Below are 19,179 nucleotides of genomic sequence, written 5' to 3'. Positions count from 1 at the left end.
TAAATAGAGCTATTTTATCCTAAAGCGTTTATTATTAGCTTTTTAAAAAAAATACGACAAAATTAAAAATTGTAACTTTAATTACAATTTTTCATTAGATGGAGGACTCCTTTATAGATAAAATCAAGCAAATTGTTTTAGATCATTTAGATGATGAAAAATTTGGAGTTAAAGAATTGTCATCTAAAATTGGCTTGAGTAAATCACAAGCTTTTAGAAAAGTAAAGTCTCTTACCAATAAATCTATAAACCAGCTTATTAAGGAAACTCGGCTTGAGGAGGCTGCTAAATTAATTTTAGAATCAGATCTTCATGCTTCCGAAATATCGTATAAAGTAGGTTTTAGTAGTCCTTCTTATTTTAATAAATGCTTTAGTAAATATTACGGAATCACACCTGGCGGGTATAAAGAAAAACATATAGATAATCTACCGATAAATGGTTTTGATCAAAAGACTTCTCCTTCTGGAGTTAAGAAATTTCAAGCTATTTTTTACATTCTAGGTGCAGCCCTACTATTATTTGCAATAATTTCTGTTATCAAAAGTGAAAGTACTACAACTAATTCTAACTCTGCCAAAATATCGATTGCAGTTTTGTATTTCGATGACCATAGTTCGGAATCGGATAAACAATGGTTTTGCAGTGCAATAACAGAAGAAATAACAGCAAAATTAACACGAATTGAAAGATTAACAGTTATAGGGCGCACTTCGGTAAAACAATATCGAAACTCTAATCAATCTATACCTGAAATAGCTGAAGCTCTTGGTGCAGATTATGTTATTGAAGGATCTGTGGCAATGGACAATAATAAAGTTAAAATTACGACCCAGTTGATCCGTGCAAACAATGATCATGTTTGGTCTAAAGAATATAATGATAGTTTTGATGATCTTTTTATTATTCAGCAAAATGTTGCCGAACAAATTATTGAACAACTTAAAATTGATTTAAGCCTGGAGGAAGAGAAAAGTTTAAATTATATCTCTACACAAAATTTAGAAGCATTTCAATTGGTTTCGGAAGGTAGATCATTTGCAGATTTGGTGGGAGTAGAATATTTAGAAAGGATTCCGTTTTTGCTACCAGGAGGGAGAAGTAATTTAATAAAAAGTGTTGAGTTATTTGAACATGCCATTTCTTTAGACCCTAATTATTCAGAGGCTTATGCAGAAATGGCATTTAGTTTACAATTGTTGTGGGCTGACAATAAAGAAGTTAACTCATTAATTGAGAAATCTTTAGAAATTAACCCAAATTCAGCACTTGCTTATACAACAAAAGGAGCAATGCAAGGTTATCGAGAAGGAAATTGGGAAAAAGCCAAAGAATATTTTCAAAAAGCAGTTGAATTAGAACCTAATGATGCTACTAACCAACTCTATTTTGCGATCTATTTTGCTTCAAGAGCAGAGCCTAATTATATTAAAGCACTTGAACATATAAATATTGCGCAAAAACTAAATCCTCATTTTTATGCAATCAATTATAATAAAATTGAATATTTATTAAAAAACGATAAAATTGTTGAGGCTGAAACATTTTATAAGGATAACTATTCTTTTTTTACTGAAGGTTTGAAATCAAAAATACAAACAAGACTTCTTAAGGCAAAGGCAAAAAAAGTGAGTTTAGAAAAAAAAGATTGGACAGAAGCCTTACATTTTTATCATCATGAAATAAAAAAAGATCCAAAAAATCCAGAAATCTACAGATTATTAGCCGAGGCCTATGATGAAGTATTAAATGCCGCACCTAACTTTTATAAGTATTCCAAAATAGCTTATGAGTTGGACTCGACATTAGCCCTTAAGTTAAACATACCTAAGCAATATGTTTTTAAACGCACTTTTATGTTTTCACAAGCGAAAAATAAAAAATGGGTAGAGAATTATGAGATGATTTTAGGTCTTGGTTTCGAAGCTCCATTAGCCACTCATTATTATATGAAGGGAGAATATGAAAAAGCTGAAATATACGTTGAAAAATACTTTTACGATAATTACGATGACCAAGCTTCATTATATGCAAAGCAAAAAAAAATAAAAAAGACCTATGAAATTTTAAATAAAGGTGTTTTGGCAAACTACGAAAAGGCAAGAGTTTTCGCCATTTTAAAAGAAAGAGATTCGATGTACTATTATATAAATAAGGAGAAAGATATCTATAAAATACGTTATTTCAATAGTTATTTTGAGGTCGATCCTTATCGTAAAGAAGAACGCTTTAAGACATTATTAAGAAAGCATTATTTACCACTTACACATTGGAATGAGAGTGAAGCTTATAATTAAACTTTTTTAGCATTAATTGCCTACCAAATAAAAAAATCCTTATCTATTTAACTTTCTGCCCTTTTAGATTTAAAATGGTCTAAAATTACAATCATTTGACATAAGACTACAATCATATGATTTAATATTTAAAGCAATATAAAATTCATTTAAATATATTTATACTGTTGGTTTATACGCATATACACTTCTCAATCTCCCGAAAATTAATTAATAGCAAATGGTCAATCTGCATGATAAAGCTTATGCAATATTGAAATTATTAAATAATCTTAAAGTATTAAATATTATGAAAACTTTTAAAACAACAATCAAAAAATTCATGACCATTACCTTGATAGGATTGGCCATTTTGCTCTTTAACAGTTGTGAAAATTCTTTCGAGGATGATATTATGCCTCCTGATTTGTCTTCTAGAGAACAACTGATTTCGTGGAATAAGCAATTAAATCTATTAGATCTGAAATCGGAAATTGCATTTGTACAAAATGGTGAATCCATACAGAATGCTATTGATGCCGCATTGCCGGGAGAAATTATTTATATTGAACCGGGTACTTATCAGGAAATATTTAAAAATAACAAGTCTGATGTTAGAATAATTGGCTTAAGCATAACGCCTAATGATCTGGTAATTAACAACAGTACAGAAAATAATATTGAAATATTAAAACTGTATGATCAAAAAAGTATTGGTGATTTTCAAACAAATTCACAAAATCGGGTAACAACGAGCAGCATTAGTGACTTTTCTAGAACAGAGCTAGGAGCAGGAATTGCTCACTACCAATTTAATGTGCAAATGGGAGAAGGTGAATTCGATATAGTGCGTATCCATCGCGTTATTCGTGAGAGTCGTCCTTACCATCCAATTCCTACAAAAGGAGATGTATTTATGGTGCATGGTGCATTTACAGGTTTTGAAGGAGCTTTTCTATCAATAGGGCTGGAATCCAGCGATATTAATGCACATACCTCATCACCGTTTTACTTGGCTTCAAAAAATATTGATGTATGGGGAATTGATATGGGTTGGACTATGGTTCCAAATACAACTACAGATTTTTTATTTATGGAAGGCTGGGGATATGAAAAAGATGCGGATCATACGCTACAAGCTATGGGTATTGCACGCACAGTAAGAGGAATGACAGGACAGGGATTTTCAGCCTTAAATTTACTAGGACTAAGCTCTGGAAGTACTGTTGCTTATGCTGCTGCTAATATAGAAACCCAAGAAAATAATATGAGCAAACGTCATATAAAAGGAATTATATCTATTGACAATGCATTTAAAACTTTAGATGGTGATAGTGGGTGTGTAGCTGCACAAGATGTTATCGACTCTGGGGCTTTGGAAAACACCAATGGGCAATTCTTTCAAACAGTAGGTTATTTAGCTCATGAATTACCTAATGAATTGTCTCCAATATTCGGTGATGATTCTACCACAAATATTCAAGCATTTAGACTAATTTTTGCTATAGATGTCTTTGGTTTTGGTTTTAAATTCTTTGGAGGTGATATTAGTACACTTTATAATTCTGATGAGGAAAGAGTTACAAGAGCTATTGCAAATTTTTCTCATTATATGCCAAATCAATTATGGTCAGAAATTGATGCTGTAAATTGCACATCTATGAATGTTACTTTTGATGATCATATTGGGTTAATATCAGTTCCTATTCTTTATGTCGGTGCTGAAATAGGAGTTGGTACAGCTGGAGAATATACAAGCAGTTTAACTTCAAGTACCGATATTACAAACCATATAGTAACTAGTTTTGGGCATATGGATATGTCGGTTGGTGATAATGCAGATAATCTCGTATGGTCTAACTTGCGCAATTGGTTAAGGAATCATCGCTAAAATAATTACTAATTCTTATTTTGAAAATGCCTGATCCTATTCAGGCATTTTCTTTTTTATTAATTTTTTAGTAGTGTCATAATGAAGCACAACGTGTTATATGAGTATAAATATCAGTGATATCCCTTTTTAATATCGGGATAAGCGTGTTTTTTGAGTTGATTTATCAGTTTTGAAATTACTAAAACCCATGCGCTTCTATATAGGTAGTTCTATGTGTATTTTTAATAAAAGTAAGATTGTTATAACCTACAGAATTACTGTTTCCCGTAATACCAAAAAAAATCCTAAAAGGTTACGTCATGATTCATGATGTTCTTCTCTAGCTATAAATTCGGGATTATAAATGTATACAAAGCATTACAGATCCAAAAGTAAAATTACAGAAATTTCTGACGGTTTTATTGCGGGATGCCGTAAAGATTTAAAATATAAATAGTTTTTGTTTATGGTAAGTTGCTTTGGCTAGAACTAAGTTAGTTCCAATAAAAAAAGGGTCGAATTAACGAGCCCTTTGTTTTATGATTTAAAATGATTGATGATTTGTAATTAATTTATGTTTCTTTTTATTTATGATTTACATCATTTACTTTATGTTTCATCTGCTAACTACAACTGTATAACTTATAGACGAGATATATTAAAAAATGTTACAAGGAATAAAGAGTCAAAAGATATTAAATACAAGATGCTCTGGGAATCAGAAAATTAAAAGAGTAATTTTTATTACATAGTCGTAAGTAGGCTTGCACTAGCACTAAATTATATACGGTGTTGTGCTTGCGTTATTTTCTAATTTGATGTTCAAATAAGATGTATTATATCTAGTGTTCTATTTTACGGCATGGGATAGGAGGTTTATATTTAAATTAAGTAATATAAACATCACAGCATGACTTTCGGATACTGGGTAAAAGCATTGACACTTACTGATTTATGAGTAGCTTTTCATTGCATAAAGTTAGGGTGAATTCTAGAATTCACCCTAACGATTTTAAGCTGTAATCACTTGGTTTATGAACCAGTGTTCGCATTAAGTTTATTTAATGCCATTGTAAAGAAAATTGGTATCGCTGCAAAAGTAAAGAACACATAGTCATTACCAGGCAAATCTGTGCCTGGAGAAATAGTACCTATAGTAAAATAAACTAAGATTGGAACTATTCCGATAATAGTACCTATGAGCATTAATGTTAATCCTTTGGAACTTTTTTCGGTAGCATCTGCTTTATTGTATTTACGAATTTGGGTAATAACGGCAATCAAGAAATACGAAATTATAAATGTACCAAATAGTAGACGAATTACTGTATTCAGAGTTTCTGAATTATCCACTTGCGTAACCTCTAAGACCACTATTATGGCTAGAATTACTAGCATTGGCACATATATTAGCTTTCTATTCTTACCGCTTAAAAATGCGCTTTCTTGTGGGTATTTTAGCATGTAAATCACTAGAGCAGTAAATGAAAATAAAACTACCGCAGTAGAAAGCATATTTATTAGTGTAGAAAAGAACCCAGTACCTAAATATGGGCCACTTAGAAATAGGAATCCAAAGCATATTGAAAAGATTGCAAAAGCGGCACTTAAGTCAGATTTGTGCTTAAAGTTGGCGTAAACGCCAGCTACCACAAACAAAATACCGATTATGAAACCAATCATATTGTTGGTTTTATCATCATCTGGCAAAGCGGCGTAAGTTAATTGAAGCGTAACTTCTTCACCATTGCGGTCTAAAACAATTTCTCTTGTTTCTCCAATAGCAGGTCGTTCACGAACATTAAGTGCTTTTGTGTCTGTTACTGCAATTCCTCCTGTACTTTTTATTAGATCTCCAACTTGCAAACCTGCAGCCTCTGCAGGACTTCCTTCTTCAACATTTAATATTGACCAGTCGTCTCCGGTAAAATAACCAGATTGTGTGTAGTTCTTAGCATCCATCATACCTAGGACACCCCAAATAATAAATAGTACGGCTACAACATTGATAGCCATTCCATACTTTGAAATTTGTTTACTCATAATTTATGTTTAGTTAGTTTTGTAGGTTTTTTTTTGATTTAAGGAAAAATCTATCTATACAACAAATAGCGAATATGCTATTTTACAAAACTTTTCTAAGCGCTTCTTCAATACATAAGGTTGTAAAAATACACACCATAGAATCAAAGGGTTAAGTAAATATAATAAATAAGTATCTAAGTTCCTACATGCGTAGAAATCTATAATTTAATTTGCTGTTTCCGCACTTTATTTAATAACGTATTTTCCTAAAGAATTTAATCCTTTGATTACAGGTTAGTTATAATGAAACACAACGTGTTTGGCTATGAGTAGTTGCGGGGATTAGCATTAAACTTTGCAAGTACGCACCAAGTTGGCAATACCGTAGGAATTTATAAAGTAGACGAGAACAAGCAATTAATTATACACGTTGTTGTGCATTCGTTATTTATCTATTTACGTTTCCTTTATAAGTACTTTAGCATTCTTTTGGATATATTATAATATCAGGAATGTTAGACCTTAAAATCCCTAAAACTCAAAATTCCTTATCTTTAGAATTCATTAAATCAACCTAACAATGAAAAGACTAATTCTATTTTCGATTGCATTAACCCTTTTTGCTTGTTATAATAATAAAAAGGAAGTGGAAATGCCTAAAGTATCTAATACTGATTATGTACAAGCTATTTATAAAGCTTTTAGTGTCGGTGATATTGAGACTGTGCTCGCTGGATTTACTGACGATATTCAATGGAATGAAGCAGAGAATTTTATTTACGCTGATGGCAATCCTTATGTTGGCAAAGATGCTATCGTGTCTGGTGTTTTTCAACGTATCGGAGAAGAATGGGAATATTGGAATCTTGTAGGTATTAAGACCTATAATGTGGAGTCAGACAAAGTATTAGCAACTGGGCGCTATCAAGCCAAGAACAAAGCGAATGGGAAAATATTAGATGCTCAATTTGCTCACTTTTTTACATTGAAAGATTCCTTGATTTCATCGTTTCAGCAATTTGCGGATACCAAACAAGCGGCAGAAGTTATCTTAGTTGATTCTAACCAAAACTCTGAAGAATAATCTACTACAGCATTTGTCATTGGTTAGTCATAATGACGCACAACGGATTTGTGTATTGTTATTTGCGGGAATTTCGTTTAGAATATTCCGATTAGTTAAAGATAGTAATTTGTAGGAGAAGTTCCTCGTCTTAACCAACCAAGCAATTAATTATACACGTTGTTGTACATAGTGCTTTTTTAATAGCTTTTAATTTCATAGTAATGATTTGCATCATACAAAAAATCATACTCTATATTTCGTTTGTTTGCCCAAATTTAATGTTTTGAATAGTACCTACATATTCCGATTTTACACGTTTTATTATATTAGTAATTTCTCCTTCCTATTTCCCTCTATGACGTCTTTTGCAAGCGTAGAATTCTATTTCGTCACCGTTTAAGGCTTTATTAATGTTGTTTGAAGAAATGAATACACTCCCTTCAAAATCATTAATCTTATATATTTATTTCCGTTAGTGGCTAAATCTAAAATACCTCTATGATATTCAGTATTAACAATGGCTTTAAACTTGCCGCGTTCTAATTCTTATATATCTTGCTAAGCTTTAGGTTGTTGTAATTTTTTATAATTTGGTTTCAGCTATTTGCATCGTTAACACCTAGTTTAGCAGTAATTTGTTTATAGTTAAAGGTTGAGTTTCTATCTTTTCTTAAAATACTTAGAATTGGATTTGTTAAGTTGGAAATCTAATTGTTTGAAGGTTTACCGTGTCTCTTTTTTGTCATTTAATTTGTATTCCTTTGAAAAAAGGAATCTTATCGTTTTTAATAACTTAATTCTTAGAGTGAAGACGTTAATGTTTTCACTTCGACTACGCTCATTGACCACATTAATAGAAGTATTAAGTTTCTGCAAATCCGCGGTTTAATTATTTAATGGTTTGCTATTAGCGTTAAATTAATGTAAAAGACCTGTAAATTTACAGGTCTTTAAGGTATTTTATTTTGAATTTACGATTATTCTATAATTAGCTTTTTGCTAGATTTTCCTTGGTTGGTTATGATTTCAACAATATAAGATCCAGAAGCTAATTTTGAGGTACTTACAACTGTTTCTTCAGAAGCTGCGACTACTTGTCCTAAAGTATTATAAATAAACACTTTTTCTAATTGAACAGAAGGATCTAGCTGAATTGTAAATTGAGTTTTTGATGGGTTGGGGTAGAGTTTGAAGTTAGACAATTCATTTTCTTCTATAGATAATAAATTAGAAATATTAAAAACTTTAGTTTGACCAGAATTATTACCATTAACACCACTATTTGGTATGCCTATAGCTAAATTATTACTTCTCAAATTAATACAAGACCCTAATTGATCACCTGAATTGGTTCCAGATATCGTATTACCTATTTGTTGCCAATCTCCAAATATAAATTTATAAACACTAGTACTTCCAGAATTATTATTTTCTAACCTTGAACCAATTGCAATAACCGAATCATCGGTATTAGAAATTGAAACACCATTACCAAAATAATCATTATTAATATTTTTAGTAAGTGTAGAACCTAATTGTACCCAAACACCAGATTGAATTACATAAACCTGACAAAATCCTGCACGATTATTAGGATCATTGCTTGGAGCACCAATTATAATTCTATTTCCATTATTTGATAATTCAATATCTCTTCCAAATTGATCAAATTCAGCAGTTCCAGAAATTTTAGAACCTATTTGTGTCCAAGTACCTGACTGGTTTTCATAAACTTTCACATAACCAGATGCTATACTTTGAGAATTTAAACCAAAGGGAGTTCCTATAGCCACTACTGATCCATCTGAAGATAAATCTACACTAAAGCCAAATTGATCACTCATTAAATCACCAGATATTTCATTACCTAATTGCACCCAAGTACCTGATTGATTCTCATAAACTTTTACATGACCAGAATTACTTCCATTTGCATCGTTAGAAGGAGCTCCAATAGCTAATATAGATCCGTCTGAAGATAAACTTAAACCCCATCCTAATTGATCATTATTTAAACCTTCAATATCAGAACCTATTTGTGTCCAAACTCCTGATTGGTTTTCATAAACTTTTGCGTGTCCAGCACTTGCACCTGCATTACTATTATAAGGCGTTGAAATAGCAATTATATTACCATTATTAGCTATCTCTACATTCCATCCAAAATAATTAAATTGTGAATCTCCTGTAATATCAGAACCTATTTGTGTCCAAATTCCTGATTGATTCTCATAAACTTTCACTTTTCCAGATTCGGTACCATTATCACTAGCTAATGGTTCACTAACTACTAAAAAATTACCGTTTTGCGATAATTCTACATCATAACCAGATATTACTCCAGCCGCAGAACCATTAATATCCTGACCGACTTGTACCTGACTCAACCCTAAAAAAGGGAGTAACACAAAAAGTAAAGTAATTCTTTTCATAAAATTATATTTTCTTACAAAATTAAGGATTAATCTATAATTACTTTGTCATTTTTTGCACATAATGTTTAAAATTATGTAACCTTTATTCAGGACGGGTCAGCATTATGTACAACTACTTATATCCGAATAAATAGTCCTTAGATCCCTTCAGAATATACTGAAAAGGCAACATGATCTGTAAATCAGAAGATTTAAAGAGTAATTATTATTACAAATTCGTAAGTAGGCTTGCACTAGCTATTGATTATATACGTTGTTACCCCCAGTACTTTTTTCGTTAGTTTCTCATTTCAGATACTAATTGTTTAGTTGCATTTCTCACAAATTCTATCAACATATTTTCTTCAACTGCTTCAAAGGATTTCATTTCGTCTAGCTCTCGTTTAGTTGGCCTTTTTGTAGGTCCATAAACACAACCATCTACACATGGAACGAAGTATTCTCAATAGTTCTGATTTCTTCTTTCAAAGCTAAATAGCCAATCCACCTATACCCAATATAGTAAAAACGAAAAATATAATTATAGGTAGCGCAATAAGCCACCAAACTAATTTAGATGTATCACTTCTTATCTTTTCAAGTTTTTCATTTTGTATCTGTTGAGCAAAAAGCATCTCTTTTAAAGTCTCACTATCGTCAAACTCAGCATATTTTTCAATAAATTTGAGTCGTTTAGGGGTGATTTTAATTTTATCATTAACCATTTCTTACATTTTAAAAATTGAACTTATTATTCAATTGTCGATCAAACGAATCTATTTAATTAAGATATTGGATTTTAAGCTACTAACTATATTCTCTATCCCAAACCTAACTCCATATTTAGATATTCCCTTACGGCATCCCGTAAACCCATAAAAAAAGGCACGTATATATACGTACCTTTTAGAATAACCTAAACATTTAGGCTCAAAATTGATTAATAGCCCTTAAATATATAGACAAGATTCTAATACATCTTACGGGAACCCATATCTTCAAATAAAATAGAGATATTCTGCAAAGAATACCTCTATTTAGTGGTCATCATTACGTCTAACAACAAGATCCTTATACTTCCCTAAAAACGCAATGATTAGTTAAATATAATTACTGTAGACCTAACTATTTTACTGTTTCCCGTAAGGGACTGGATTGTATTAAATAAGCCCTAAATCTTTAACTATTGCCACAAGATGTATGGCGTTATTAGCTTTGAATTGAATACGAAGTTTATTCAGGCGTTTTTCAATAGAACTAAGACTACTCGGTGAGATGTTATTGTTTTTAAATACTTGGCTAATCTCATCTTGTGATAAGCCATTAGCCATATGTTTTATAAGATCGATATCATAATCTTCAATTTCTAAATCGGCTTTCGGACTTAAAGCATGTGCTATTTGATGTGACACGAAGGTGTTATTATTATAAACGTAATCAATGGCCTCTGCCAATTCGATTAGGCCTCTTCTCCCCTTACATACATAGGCGTCAACTTTATGAATTTGCATAAGTGTTCTTACTTTTTGCAGGCGATCTTCAACAGAATACACTATAATTTTCAATTCAGGATGTTCAGCCCTAAGTTCTTTAATCAAATCCTCACCTGAACTGAATTTTTGCTCCCGATGGTCGACCTTAAAAGAGAGATCCGTAATTAATAATTGGTAAGGTTCTTTATCATGTATACCTCGTTTAATTTTTATATAGGCATCATCACAATACTGGACTTGTTCAAATTTTGGAACTTTCAAAGTATCTAATACGGTTAACACGCCTTGGTTGATACTTCCTAAATCGTCTGATACTAATACTTTTGAAAACATAGTTAAATACTCATTATGGCTTTAAAACCATTGTTAATTTGAGATTCAAATTTAATAGAACTATTTATTGATACCATACGGGATTCCGTATTTTGCAAACCATTGCTTTTTACCAGATCGCAACCTATTCCATTATCCTTGTATTGGATACTTATTTTATCATTCACACGATCAAAACTAATAACCACAATTGATGCCTTACTATGTTTACGCATATTGGTCATTAATTCTTGTAGTACTCTATAAATCGTTGTTTTCTTTAAGTCTGAGATATTATTCCAATCTATTTTTGTCGCATTCTTTGTAATAACATTGAGTTCGGCATTTTGATAACTCGACAATAAATCCTTGAGAAGGTCGTGAAAATTTTCCTCGACATGGATCTCACTATTTTCTTTAGAGATGTCTCTCGTTTTTGTGTAAATATGTTCCAGATGATCTAATACGTCTTCTTTATTATTAGTCTCAGCCTGTAATTTGGTCATGACATGGTATACATCATTGGCGACCTCATCATGGACTTTTTTAGAGATCCGGGATTCAGTGTCATAGACCTCTTGAAGCTTTTCTTTTTTGTGTTTCGATCTCATATAGATAACAGTGAAAATCGCGGATAACAGAATTAGAATTGCAACAAACATAGAAGAGTTAGCCCGTCTTTTCTGTTGTTCTTTATCTAACTCAATGGTTATCAATTTGAGTTCATTTTCTTTTGCAAGTCGTTCTTGTTTTTCCAACCCATACTTTTTTGCCGCATACCTGTTTTGAACATTTAGCTTCGCAACATTAATGCTATCAACCATCCTCGTATAGCGCTGCACATTAGTATTAGGATTTAACTGCATTAACACTGATAGTGCTTCAACTTCCAGATGAGTATTTCCATATGATACTGCCAATTGCTCTGCCTTATTCGCATAACCATTTGCACTTGCTAAATCACCTCTCTCTTGGTGATACTCAGCCAATTGTAAATAGCTGCCAATTATGCCATTCTTATAACCAATTGATTTTCTAAGTTGTAGCGCCTTTGTAAGACTATCTAAACCCTCGGATCGCTTCATTTTAGACATAGTCATTCCAATATTACTCAATGACCTAGCAGTCTTCGCTGTATCATTAAAAGTCAAATTGGTTTGATGCACCTTGGTAAATTCTTCTAAGGCTTTTTGATAATTGGCTTGCTTATAATATATAAACCCTACATTATTAAGAATCGAATTAAGTTCTTTAGGGTCTTGTTGTAATTTTAGGGCTGTACTAAAATATTTTAAAGCACTTGGATAATCGTGTAATTCCGTAAATACCCGACCCAAATGATTATTCAAACCCACCTTAGGCTCAGTAGTATTAGAACCATTCGCCTTCAAATTATCAATAAAACCAAGCGCAGACACTGCCGTGGTTTCACTCTCTTGTAATAAACCTAATTCAAATTGAATGATTGCTATATACCTTAAATCATGAATTACATTTAAGGTGTCTTCATTTTTTAAACTCTGTTGACTACGTTGTTTGAAAAATGCATAGGTATTAGTTAAGTCAGTACTATTTTTGGAATTAAATGCTAGGGTGCTATAGTGCGCCAAGCTATCACCAGCTTTAATCTCTTGTGCATGTAAAACATATGGTGAGTACAGTATAACAGCACAGATAAAAAAATAAAAAAAGAGGAATGAACCTTTGTATGTCTTCATTCCTCAAAAATAGAATTATTTTTCAACCCTTTAAAATTGAATATTAGAATATTTATTTTAATCTTGATTAAGATTATTATAAATAATAAGTGAACACAGAACTGAACACGTTTTTTTAAACGATTGTGAAATTAGTTTTAACAAGAACTAACTATCCCGCATCTGTGGATAACTGGGATTTATAAATAACTCAACCACCATTTATCTTTATTATTTGCTTTATAAATCATGTATTTCTTGCAACTAGGGTATAGTAAAATAACGATACTCATCCACACAACATAAACGATAAATAAGGAATAACCATAGTTGACTAAATTTAAAGACCATCCAGATCCGTCACCAATTAAATCATGCCAATTTCCACCAAAAATAAGAATACCAATTATAGCAAAGGCATGAATAACAAACACGTGTACAAAATAAAAGTAGAGAGGAACTCTTCCAAACACCAAGAGGAAATTGGTAGCCCTATTTTTATAATTTTCTATAGCGTATAAAAACAATAAAGAAGGCCCCATTGTAATTAATAAATAGGCTAATGAGGGCGGATATTTGGTAACGTTAAAAAATGACAAAATTGTAAAAGTTGTATTCTTTTGAACAGACCATGGTAATAGATTTCCATAAACATTTATTCCTCTTATAATGAAGAATAATGCAATGGAACCTAATCCTAAAATTAACAACCATTTTTTTCTTATTGTAACATCAAATTTCTTTTTATAAAAGGTGCCAAAGCAGTAACCAAGAACCATTAATCCAATCCATGGAATAACAGGGTAATGAAATACTGCTAATTTAAATGGGTATAAGGGCAAACGCTCTTGTTGATGCAATAAATACCAAACCACAGATTTAAAACTGGTGCCTTCAAAGACAATTCCATCTAATAAATTATGACCTGCAACTAACATAATACCAATGATGAGAATTACTTTTTTTGGTAAGTATATTAGAAACGATAAGCAAACCATGCTAAAACCAATAGCCCAAATAACTTGAAAAATTATTTTATCATGGGTAAAATCAAAAGTCCAAATGAGGTTATTTAAAGTGATTTCTAAAAGAATGAGCCAAAGTCCTCTAGTGAGCAAGAATTTAGAAAGTTCTGATTTGGATTTATTAGTGCCATATAAAAAAGCCGAAGTACCGGCTAAGAATACAAATACCGGTGCACAAAAATTGGTTATAAACCGAGTGAAAAACAAAAAAGGAGTGGTAGTTTCCATATTTGTAGGATCTCCCAAAAAAGAGCTATAATGAAAATAATCTCTTGTATGGTCTAATGCCATTATAATCATTACGAGTCCTCTTAAAATATCAATGGATTCAATTCGCTTGGTTTTAATTTGCATTGACGTTTTGTTTTATTGTAAATATGTTAATATTTAGCTCTGTTATAATGTTGGGTAACGTATTTGTATATGATTAGTGGCGTGTAAAAAGACGCTAACTTTTCAGTTTAATAGGGACCTTTATTTTATGTTTATACTTTTGTTCTAACACTTAAACCGCTATTTTTTATATACATTGTTATGTGCCGTTGATTTATTTTTCTAATCGTCGTTTCTTTATCATTCCCCCTTTTGTATCCTTTATGCTATTCATTATTATAAATGAATCAGAGTCAATTATATCAATTTCTGTGCGCAATCTTGCAATTTCAAGTCTAGTTACAACTGTATAAAGAATGTCAATTTGTTTTAAATTATGGCCTTTTGTTCCAAACCCACCTTTCCCAGAATAAATGGTAACTCCTCTTCCTAATTTTTCAGTAATCATTAACCTTATTTTATCACTTTTATCTGATATGATTGTTATTCCTGTGTATTCTTCAACTCCTTCAATTACAAAATCTACAGTTTTTGCAGCAGCTATATATGTTAGCATTGCATATAAAGCAACTTCTATTGATAGAATGTAAGCACCGAATGAGAATATTATAATGTTAAAAATTAATATTACGTCTCCAATCGTTAGTCCTGTTTTCTTACTTAAATAAATTGCTAACACCTCAGTCCCATCTATGACTGCCCCTCCACGAATTGCCATTCCTATGCCTGCACCTAGGAAAAACCCGCCAAAAACAGCGATAAGTAATTTGTCAGATGTTATTAAAGGATAAGGTATAAAGTGAACAATTAAGGCAAGTCCAATAATTGCTAAAATACTCTTAAAAGCAAATTGTTTCCCAATTTGCGAAAACCCAAGAATTATAAATGGAAAATTGATAACTACAATGAGTAGGGATAACGACACATTGGTGGTTTCAGATATTAACAGCGAAATACCCATAGCACCACCATCTATAAATGAATTAGGTAATAAAAATCCTTTGAGCCCAAAACCAGCTGAAACAATTCCAATTAAGACAAAAACAGTATCTCTGAATATATGAGTGATATTAACTTTTAAAATTTGAACTTCGCTCAAAAGTTTTCTATCCGTAATCTGTTTATTCTTTTTTTTAAGCCGATGTTTTACTGTGGCAACGATTATTTGTTGAATAAATGGGTTCATTTCATTTTTTTTACGTTCTTGCTAATAATCTTTCCTCTTTAATATTTTTTATAATGTCACATAACGGGTTTGTATATGGTTTCGTTGCGTGTTTAGGTAACTAATTTAGCAAAAGAAAACGAGTCAGAGGAAAATCCGTAGGATTTTCAAAGTAATCATTGCACTAGCAATGAATTATACACGGTTTTGGCAACTGGCTCTTCTATTCTAAACGGTGTAAATTTTTATAAAGCACTATAAAAACTCATGGTGTTTTTTTATTGATTTTTTTATTTAAGTTCATCTTTACCTGCAATAAGATAATGGTTGCTTGCAGAACCTTTTGTACGAGCTTCAAGATGTGGAATATATTCAGGGTCTTTCATAAATGCTAAAGCATCTTCTTTTGATGGCCACTCAATAATTGTTCGAAAAGCAGCATCAGATACTTTTCCTTCGAGCTGTTCGTGACTAGTTGTTCTTGCCAGAAACTTACCTCCGTGTTTTGAAACTAACTTGTTCGCTGATAAAACATAACCTTCTATCCATTTATCTGTGGATGGAGTTATATCTAATACTGAATAATAAATCATAATATTGAATTTAAAATTAATTACTATAAAACTATATTTCTATTAATTATATCCATTTCAAATTTGAAAAATTTTGTCGTTGAAAATTACTCAAAGTAGATTTTCTCGCGTGTTGCCAACGTGTTCGTTTATGACTTTTGTTGCGTGTTTAGGTAACTAATTTAGCAAAAGAAAACGAGCCAGAGGAAAATCCGTAGGATTTTCCAAGTAATCATTGCACTAGCAATGAATTATACACGTTGTTGGCAATCGTTTTTTATTAGTCCTAGTGGTTATAAATCATAATCTAATAATCAAATTATTAATTCCATTGACCCATTCTTCAGAAGTAACTGGAGTACATGTTATAGGTTCTGATGAACCGCTGGAAATCACGAGATCTGGTTCTAATGAAATGTAATTTTGAAGGGTCTTGATTAATGCGTTTTTGTCTCCATCATGTCCTGGAAATATCAGTGAGTTCCACTTGTTCTTGGCATAGAACACGGTGTCGCCTGTGAAAAGGTACCTGAGACCGTGTGGAGAGTCATATAAAAAGGAAATACTTCCGTTAGTATGTCCGGGAGAGTGAATAATTTGAATACCGGAAAAGTGAGTTTGGTTACCTTCAATAACTACGTTCACAGGTCTAAATTTTTCAGCAAATTCTCGTTCCAAATAATGGCATGCCAAATCTGAATTAAATCGCTTTTTAATAGAGCTCAATGATGAACTAACTTCATCTCTATGACTCAAATATTGTATGTTTATTCCCCCTTTTTCTTCAATCCAATCAAAGTCACTTTCATTAGAGGTATTGTAAATAAGCACATTTCCTTCAGCACACATCAAAAAGTAAGCGTGTGTGTACATTCCTGGGAATGGAGATTGTGGTTCTGTTTCCCATAAGTCATCTTCTATTTTGTGCATATTCGCTTTCCTATTTGTTATGTTTGCCAACGTTATTGTATATGAAAAGTAGCGTTTTAATAAGAGCGATTTTTCATATTATATAAATGTATTAAAAAAAGCGCAAACCAAATGGATTGCGCTTAATTAGCTATTTTTTATATACGTTGTTAGCTACTGGCTATTTTTATCGACACCTCTGTTAATTACAATTATTCTCATCAGCTCCTAATCTTACCCAATCGTATCTATCTGGGGACTCAGTGTCTTGAAAGTTAATTCTAACTCCATCACAATCAAATATAAGTGGAAGGACTTGTATATTACCAAAATTTAAATCAATGGTTAAAATACCATCTTCAAATGTATATTCGTTCGTTCCTGGGATGGCATTAGAATCTCCTGCTTCAAATGTTTCATATTGGGACTCGCAATCATCTCCAACACAGTAATAAGTATACCTTGTTCCATTTTCAAAAATGTACATGGTATTTGAGATACCTTGTTCACTTATACCAGGTGTATCTGAGGCAAATAACCATTTACCTTCAATATCATATACTGCAGGATCTAGTATTTCATTTGAATCATCTTGTTCACAGCTCATTAAGCTTAATGTTAATACTGATAGCAATAATAATTTTTTCATAATTGTTGATTTTTTATGTTTATTATATAACAATCATGATATTAAATATCCTGAAAATTATTTAATATTTTTTTATTTGATATTAATATTTAAATCTTCAGAATTACTTTTTTCAGCTTGTTGCTAACTCGTTACATGTCCATAAATATCAGATTTATCTCCTTTTATTGTTGGGATAAAAGAATATTTATACGAATTAATAAAAAAGGGAGAATTTAAAGATAGACAAAGCATTCAAAAATCAAAAATAAAATAACAGAAATTTCTTACGATTTTGTCTCGGATGCCATGAACACATAAAAAAAAGGCACGCATTAATACGTGTACTATAGAGTAACCAGAAAATTCAGGTTTACAGCTCTATTTCTTTCTTCCTCTTCTGGTATTACAATTTCTGCATCTTGAAAGATAAGTCATAGAAAACTCATAAACACCTTCGGTGTTTCCTAATTTTGATACATTCTTGTCATAAGATATACCAAATCTAAATTCGGTAAACTCAATACCAACAAAGCCATTAATTGATGTCAACAAATGACTATTCGGTGTGCTTCGAGCAGGATTTGTAGTCGCGGTTATTCCTAACATAAATTCCCCATAATGCATTAAAGACCCAAGATCTAAACGATCGGCTTCACCTTGACGCATATAATTTCCTGTGAGCGAAACTAAATAATCATTCATAACAGGAAACGTATAATTACCATGCAATGACATAAAAATATCTAAAGGCACCTTCTCTCCATTTACAAATGAAATATTTGGTCTATTAATATGTTTGACTGAGGCGCCAATCCAGTAAGAAATATCATTGTTTCCAATCTCAGCGCGTTCAAAAACGATACCTGTTGAAAAATCAAAATAAATAGCGCTACTTGTATTATTTCCCAGAGGATCAATAGATATTGGATCAATAACACCTGAATTAATATTTATCTGATCTCCAAGAGTAAGATTTCGAAATCGGTTACTTTTATCTCCAAAGCCTACTTCTATAGCTGGTCTTAACGTTGAATGTTGACTAATTTGTAAACGATAAGCATAATCAGCATTAAACTGAAAGAAATTATAATTATTAAAGGTTTCATACTGCCATTGCGCATTAAATCCCAAACCAAAATTGAGATGTCTCCCTTCAAAAGATTGGTTCGCAAATGCATATTGTGTATTAATCCTAGAATCTAATCCAGGCCATTGCAATCTGCTTAAAAGTCCTGCATGTATCCTTTCTTTATCCTCAAAACCAGCAAATCCTGGATTTAAAGTTTCAGGAACAAAAGTAGCCTGAGAAAATATTGGATCTTGAGCTTTTACACTAAAACTAACTAGAATTAATGCAAAAAATATTATTTGTTTTAACTTCATTTTTG

At 31.7% G+C, this 19,179-nt stretch carries 14 protein-coding genes; 3 read left to right on the top strand and 11 right to left on the bottom strand.

Annotated features, from left to right (window positions below; translation table 11 throughout):
* Positions 1-98 precede the first annotated feature (98 nt).
* Together V7719_RS09555 and V7719_RS09550 are read left to right on the top strand one after the other, a co-directional pair.
* On the top strand, positions 99-2,297 hold the full coding sequence (locus tag V7719_RS09555; RefSeq protein ID WP_335729667.1) for a helix-turn-helix domain-containing protein: 2,199 nt from the start codon (positions 99-101) through the stop codon (positions 2,295-2,297).
* A gap of 289 nt (positions 2,298-2,586) precedes the next feature.
* The gene (locus V7719_RS09550; RefSeq protein WP_335729666.1) at positions 2,587-4,167 is read left to right on the top strand and encodes a hypothetical protein; all 1,581 of its coding nucleotides are present in this window, start codon (positions 2,587-2,589) and stop codon (positions 4,165-4,167) included.
* 1,014 nt (positions 4,168-5,181) lie between these two features.
* Here V7719_RS09550 and V7719_RS09545 read toward each other — a convergent pair.
* Positions 5,182-6,192 (bottom strand): PDZ domain-containing protein, encoded by a 1,011-nt coding sequence (locus V7719_RS09545; RefSeq protein WP_335729665.1) that lies wholly within the window; start codon positions 6,190-6,192, stop codon positions 5,182-5,184.
* 562 nt (positions 6,193-6,754) lie between these two features.
* Between V7719_RS09545 and V7719_RS09540 the strand changes: the two genes are divergently transcribed.
* Positions 6,755-7,258 carry a nuclear transport factor 2 family protein gene (locus V7719_RS09540; RefSeq protein WP_335729664.1) on the top strand — a complete coding sequence of 168 codons (504 nt, stop codon included), beginning with the start codon at positions 6,755-6,757 and terminating at the stop codon, positions 7,256-7,258.
* A gap of 959 nt (positions 7,259-8,217) precedes the next feature.
* Here V7719_RS09540 and V7719_RS09535 read toward each other — a convergent pair.
* The 10 genes from V7719_RS09535 to V7719_RS09490 form a co-directional block, all read right to left on the bottom strand.
* Complete coding sequence (locus V7719_RS09535) at positions 8,218-9,672, bottom strand: T9SS type A sorting domain-containing protein (RefSeq protein WP_335729663.1); 1,455 nt, start codon at positions 9,670-9,672, stop codon at positions 8,218-8,220.
* A gap of 473 nt (positions 9,673-10,145) precedes the next feature.
* Positions 10,146-10,379, bottom strand: coding sequence for a hypothetical protein (locus tag V7719_RS09530; protein ID WP_335729662.1), 234 nt, complete (start codon positions 10,377-10,379; stop codon positions 10,146-10,148).
* 435 nt (positions 10,380-10,814) lie between these two features.
* Positions 10,815-11,480, bottom strand: a complete 666-nt coding sequence (locus tag V7719_RS09525) for a response regulator (protein ID WP_335729661.1) — start codon at positions 11,478-11,480, stop codon at positions 10,815-10,817.
* Positions 11,481-11,482: 2 nt separating this feature from the next.
* Complete coding sequence (locus V7719_RS09520) at positions 11,483-13,177, bottom strand: tetratricopeptide repeat-containing sensor histidine kinase (protein ID WP_335729660.1); 1,695 nt, start codon at positions 13,175-13,177, stop codon at positions 11,483-11,485.
* Between the two features lie 179 nt (positions 13,178-13,356).
* Complete coding sequence (locus V7719_RS09515; protein WP_335729659.1) at positions 13,357-14,535, bottom strand: DUF1624 domain-containing protein; 1,179 nt, start codon at positions 14,533-14,535, stop codon at positions 13,357-13,359.
* Positions 14,536-14,728: 193 nt separating this feature from the next.
* On the bottom strand, positions 14,729-15,700 hold the full coding sequence (locus tag V7719_RS09510) for a YitT family protein (RefSeq protein WP_335729658.1): 972 nt from the start codon (positions 15,698-15,700) through the stop codon (positions 14,729-14,731).
* Positions 15,701-15,969: 269 nt separating this feature from the next.
* Entirely contained in the window at positions 15,970-16,272 is a 303-nt protein-coding gene (locus V7719_RS09505; protein ID WP_335729657.1) for a DUF1330 domain-containing protein, read from the bottom strand.
* Between the two features lie 279 nt (positions 16,273-16,551).
* Positions 16,552-17,181 carry an MBL fold metallo-hydrolase gene (locus V7719_RS09500; RefSeq protein ID WP_335729656.1) on the bottom strand — a complete coding sequence of 210 codons (630 nt, stop codon included), beginning with the start codon at positions 17,179-17,181 and terminating at the stop codon, positions 16,552-16,554.
* A 181-nt stretch (positions 17,182-17,362) separates the two neighbouring features.
* Positions 17,363-17,809, bottom strand: a complete 447-nt coding sequence (locus tag V7719_RS09495; protein ID WP_335729655.1) for a hypothetical protein — start codon at positions 17,807-17,809, stop codon at positions 17,363-17,365.
* Between the two features lie 360 nt (positions 17,810-18,169).
* Entirely contained in the window at positions 18,170-19,174 is a 1,005-nt protein-coding gene (locus V7719_RS09490; RefSeq protein WP_335729654.1) for a PorP/SprF family type IX secretion system membrane protein, read from the bottom strand.
* Positions 19,175-19,179: the final 5 nt, after the last annotated feature.

The sequence above is a fragment of the Psychroserpens sp. genome (assembly GCF_036960315.1).
Taxonomy (GTDB): domain Bacteria; phylum Bacteroidota; class Bacteroidia; order Flavobacteriales; family Flavobacteriaceae; genus Psychroserpens.
The sequence above is the reverse complement of the archived record's forward strand: the minus strand, read 5'-3'. Positions and strand labels throughout refer to the sequence as shown.

Coding starts and splice junctions, on each gene's coding strand:
- V7719_RS09535 (WP_335729663.1), bottom strand. CDS start 9,672: ATGAAAAGAATTACTTTACTTTTTGTGTTACTCCCTTTTTTAGGGTTG.
- V7719_RS09500 (WP_335729656.1), bottom strand. CDS start 17,181: ATGCACAAAATAGAAGATGACTTATGGGAAACAGAACCACAATCTCCA.
- V7719_RS09490 (WP_335729654.1), bottom strand. CDS start 19,174: ATGAAGTTAAAACAAATAATATTTTTTGCATTAATTCTAGTTAGTTTT.
- V7719_RS09510 (WP_335729658.1), bottom strand. CDS start 15,700: ATGAACCCATTTATTCAACAAATAATCGTTGCCACAGTAAAACATCGG.
- V7719_RS09540 (WP_335729664.1), top strand. CDS start 6,755: ATGAAAAGACTAATTCTATTTTCGATTGCATTAACCCTTTTTGCTTGT.
- V7719_RS09550 (WP_335729666.1), top strand. CDS start 2,587: ATGAAAACTTTTAAAACAACAATCAAAAAATTCATGACCATTACCTTG.
- V7719_RS09520 (WP_335729660.1), bottom strand. CDS start 13,177: ATGAAGACATACAAAGGTTCATTCCTCTTTTTTTATTTTTTTATCTGT.
- V7719_RS09495 (WP_335729655.1), bottom strand. CDS start 17,809: ATGAAAAAATTATTATTGCTATCAGTATTAACATTAAGCTTAATGAGC.
- V7719_RS09515 (WP_335729659.1), bottom strand. CDS start 14,535: ATGCAAATTAAAACCAAGCGAATTGAATCCATTGATATTTTAAGAGGA.
- V7719_RS09530 (WP_335729662.1), bottom strand. CDS start 10,379: ATGGTTAATGATAAAATTAAAATCACCCCTAAACGACTCAAATTTATT.
- V7719_RS09555 (WP_335729667.1), top strand. CDS start 99: ATGGAGGACTCCTTTATAGATAAAATCAAGCAAATTGTTTTAGATCAT.
- V7719_RS09545 (WP_335729665.1), bottom strand. CDS start 6,192: ATGAGTAAACAAATTTCAAAGTATGGAATGGCTATCAATGTTGTAGCC.
- V7719_RS09505 (WP_335729657.1), bottom strand. CDS start 16,272: ATGATTTATTATTCAGTATTAGATATAACTCCATCCACAGATAAATGG.
- V7719_RS09525 (WP_335729661.1), bottom strand. CDS start 11,480: ATGTTTTCAAAAGTATTAGTATCAGACGATTTAGGAAGTATCAACCAA.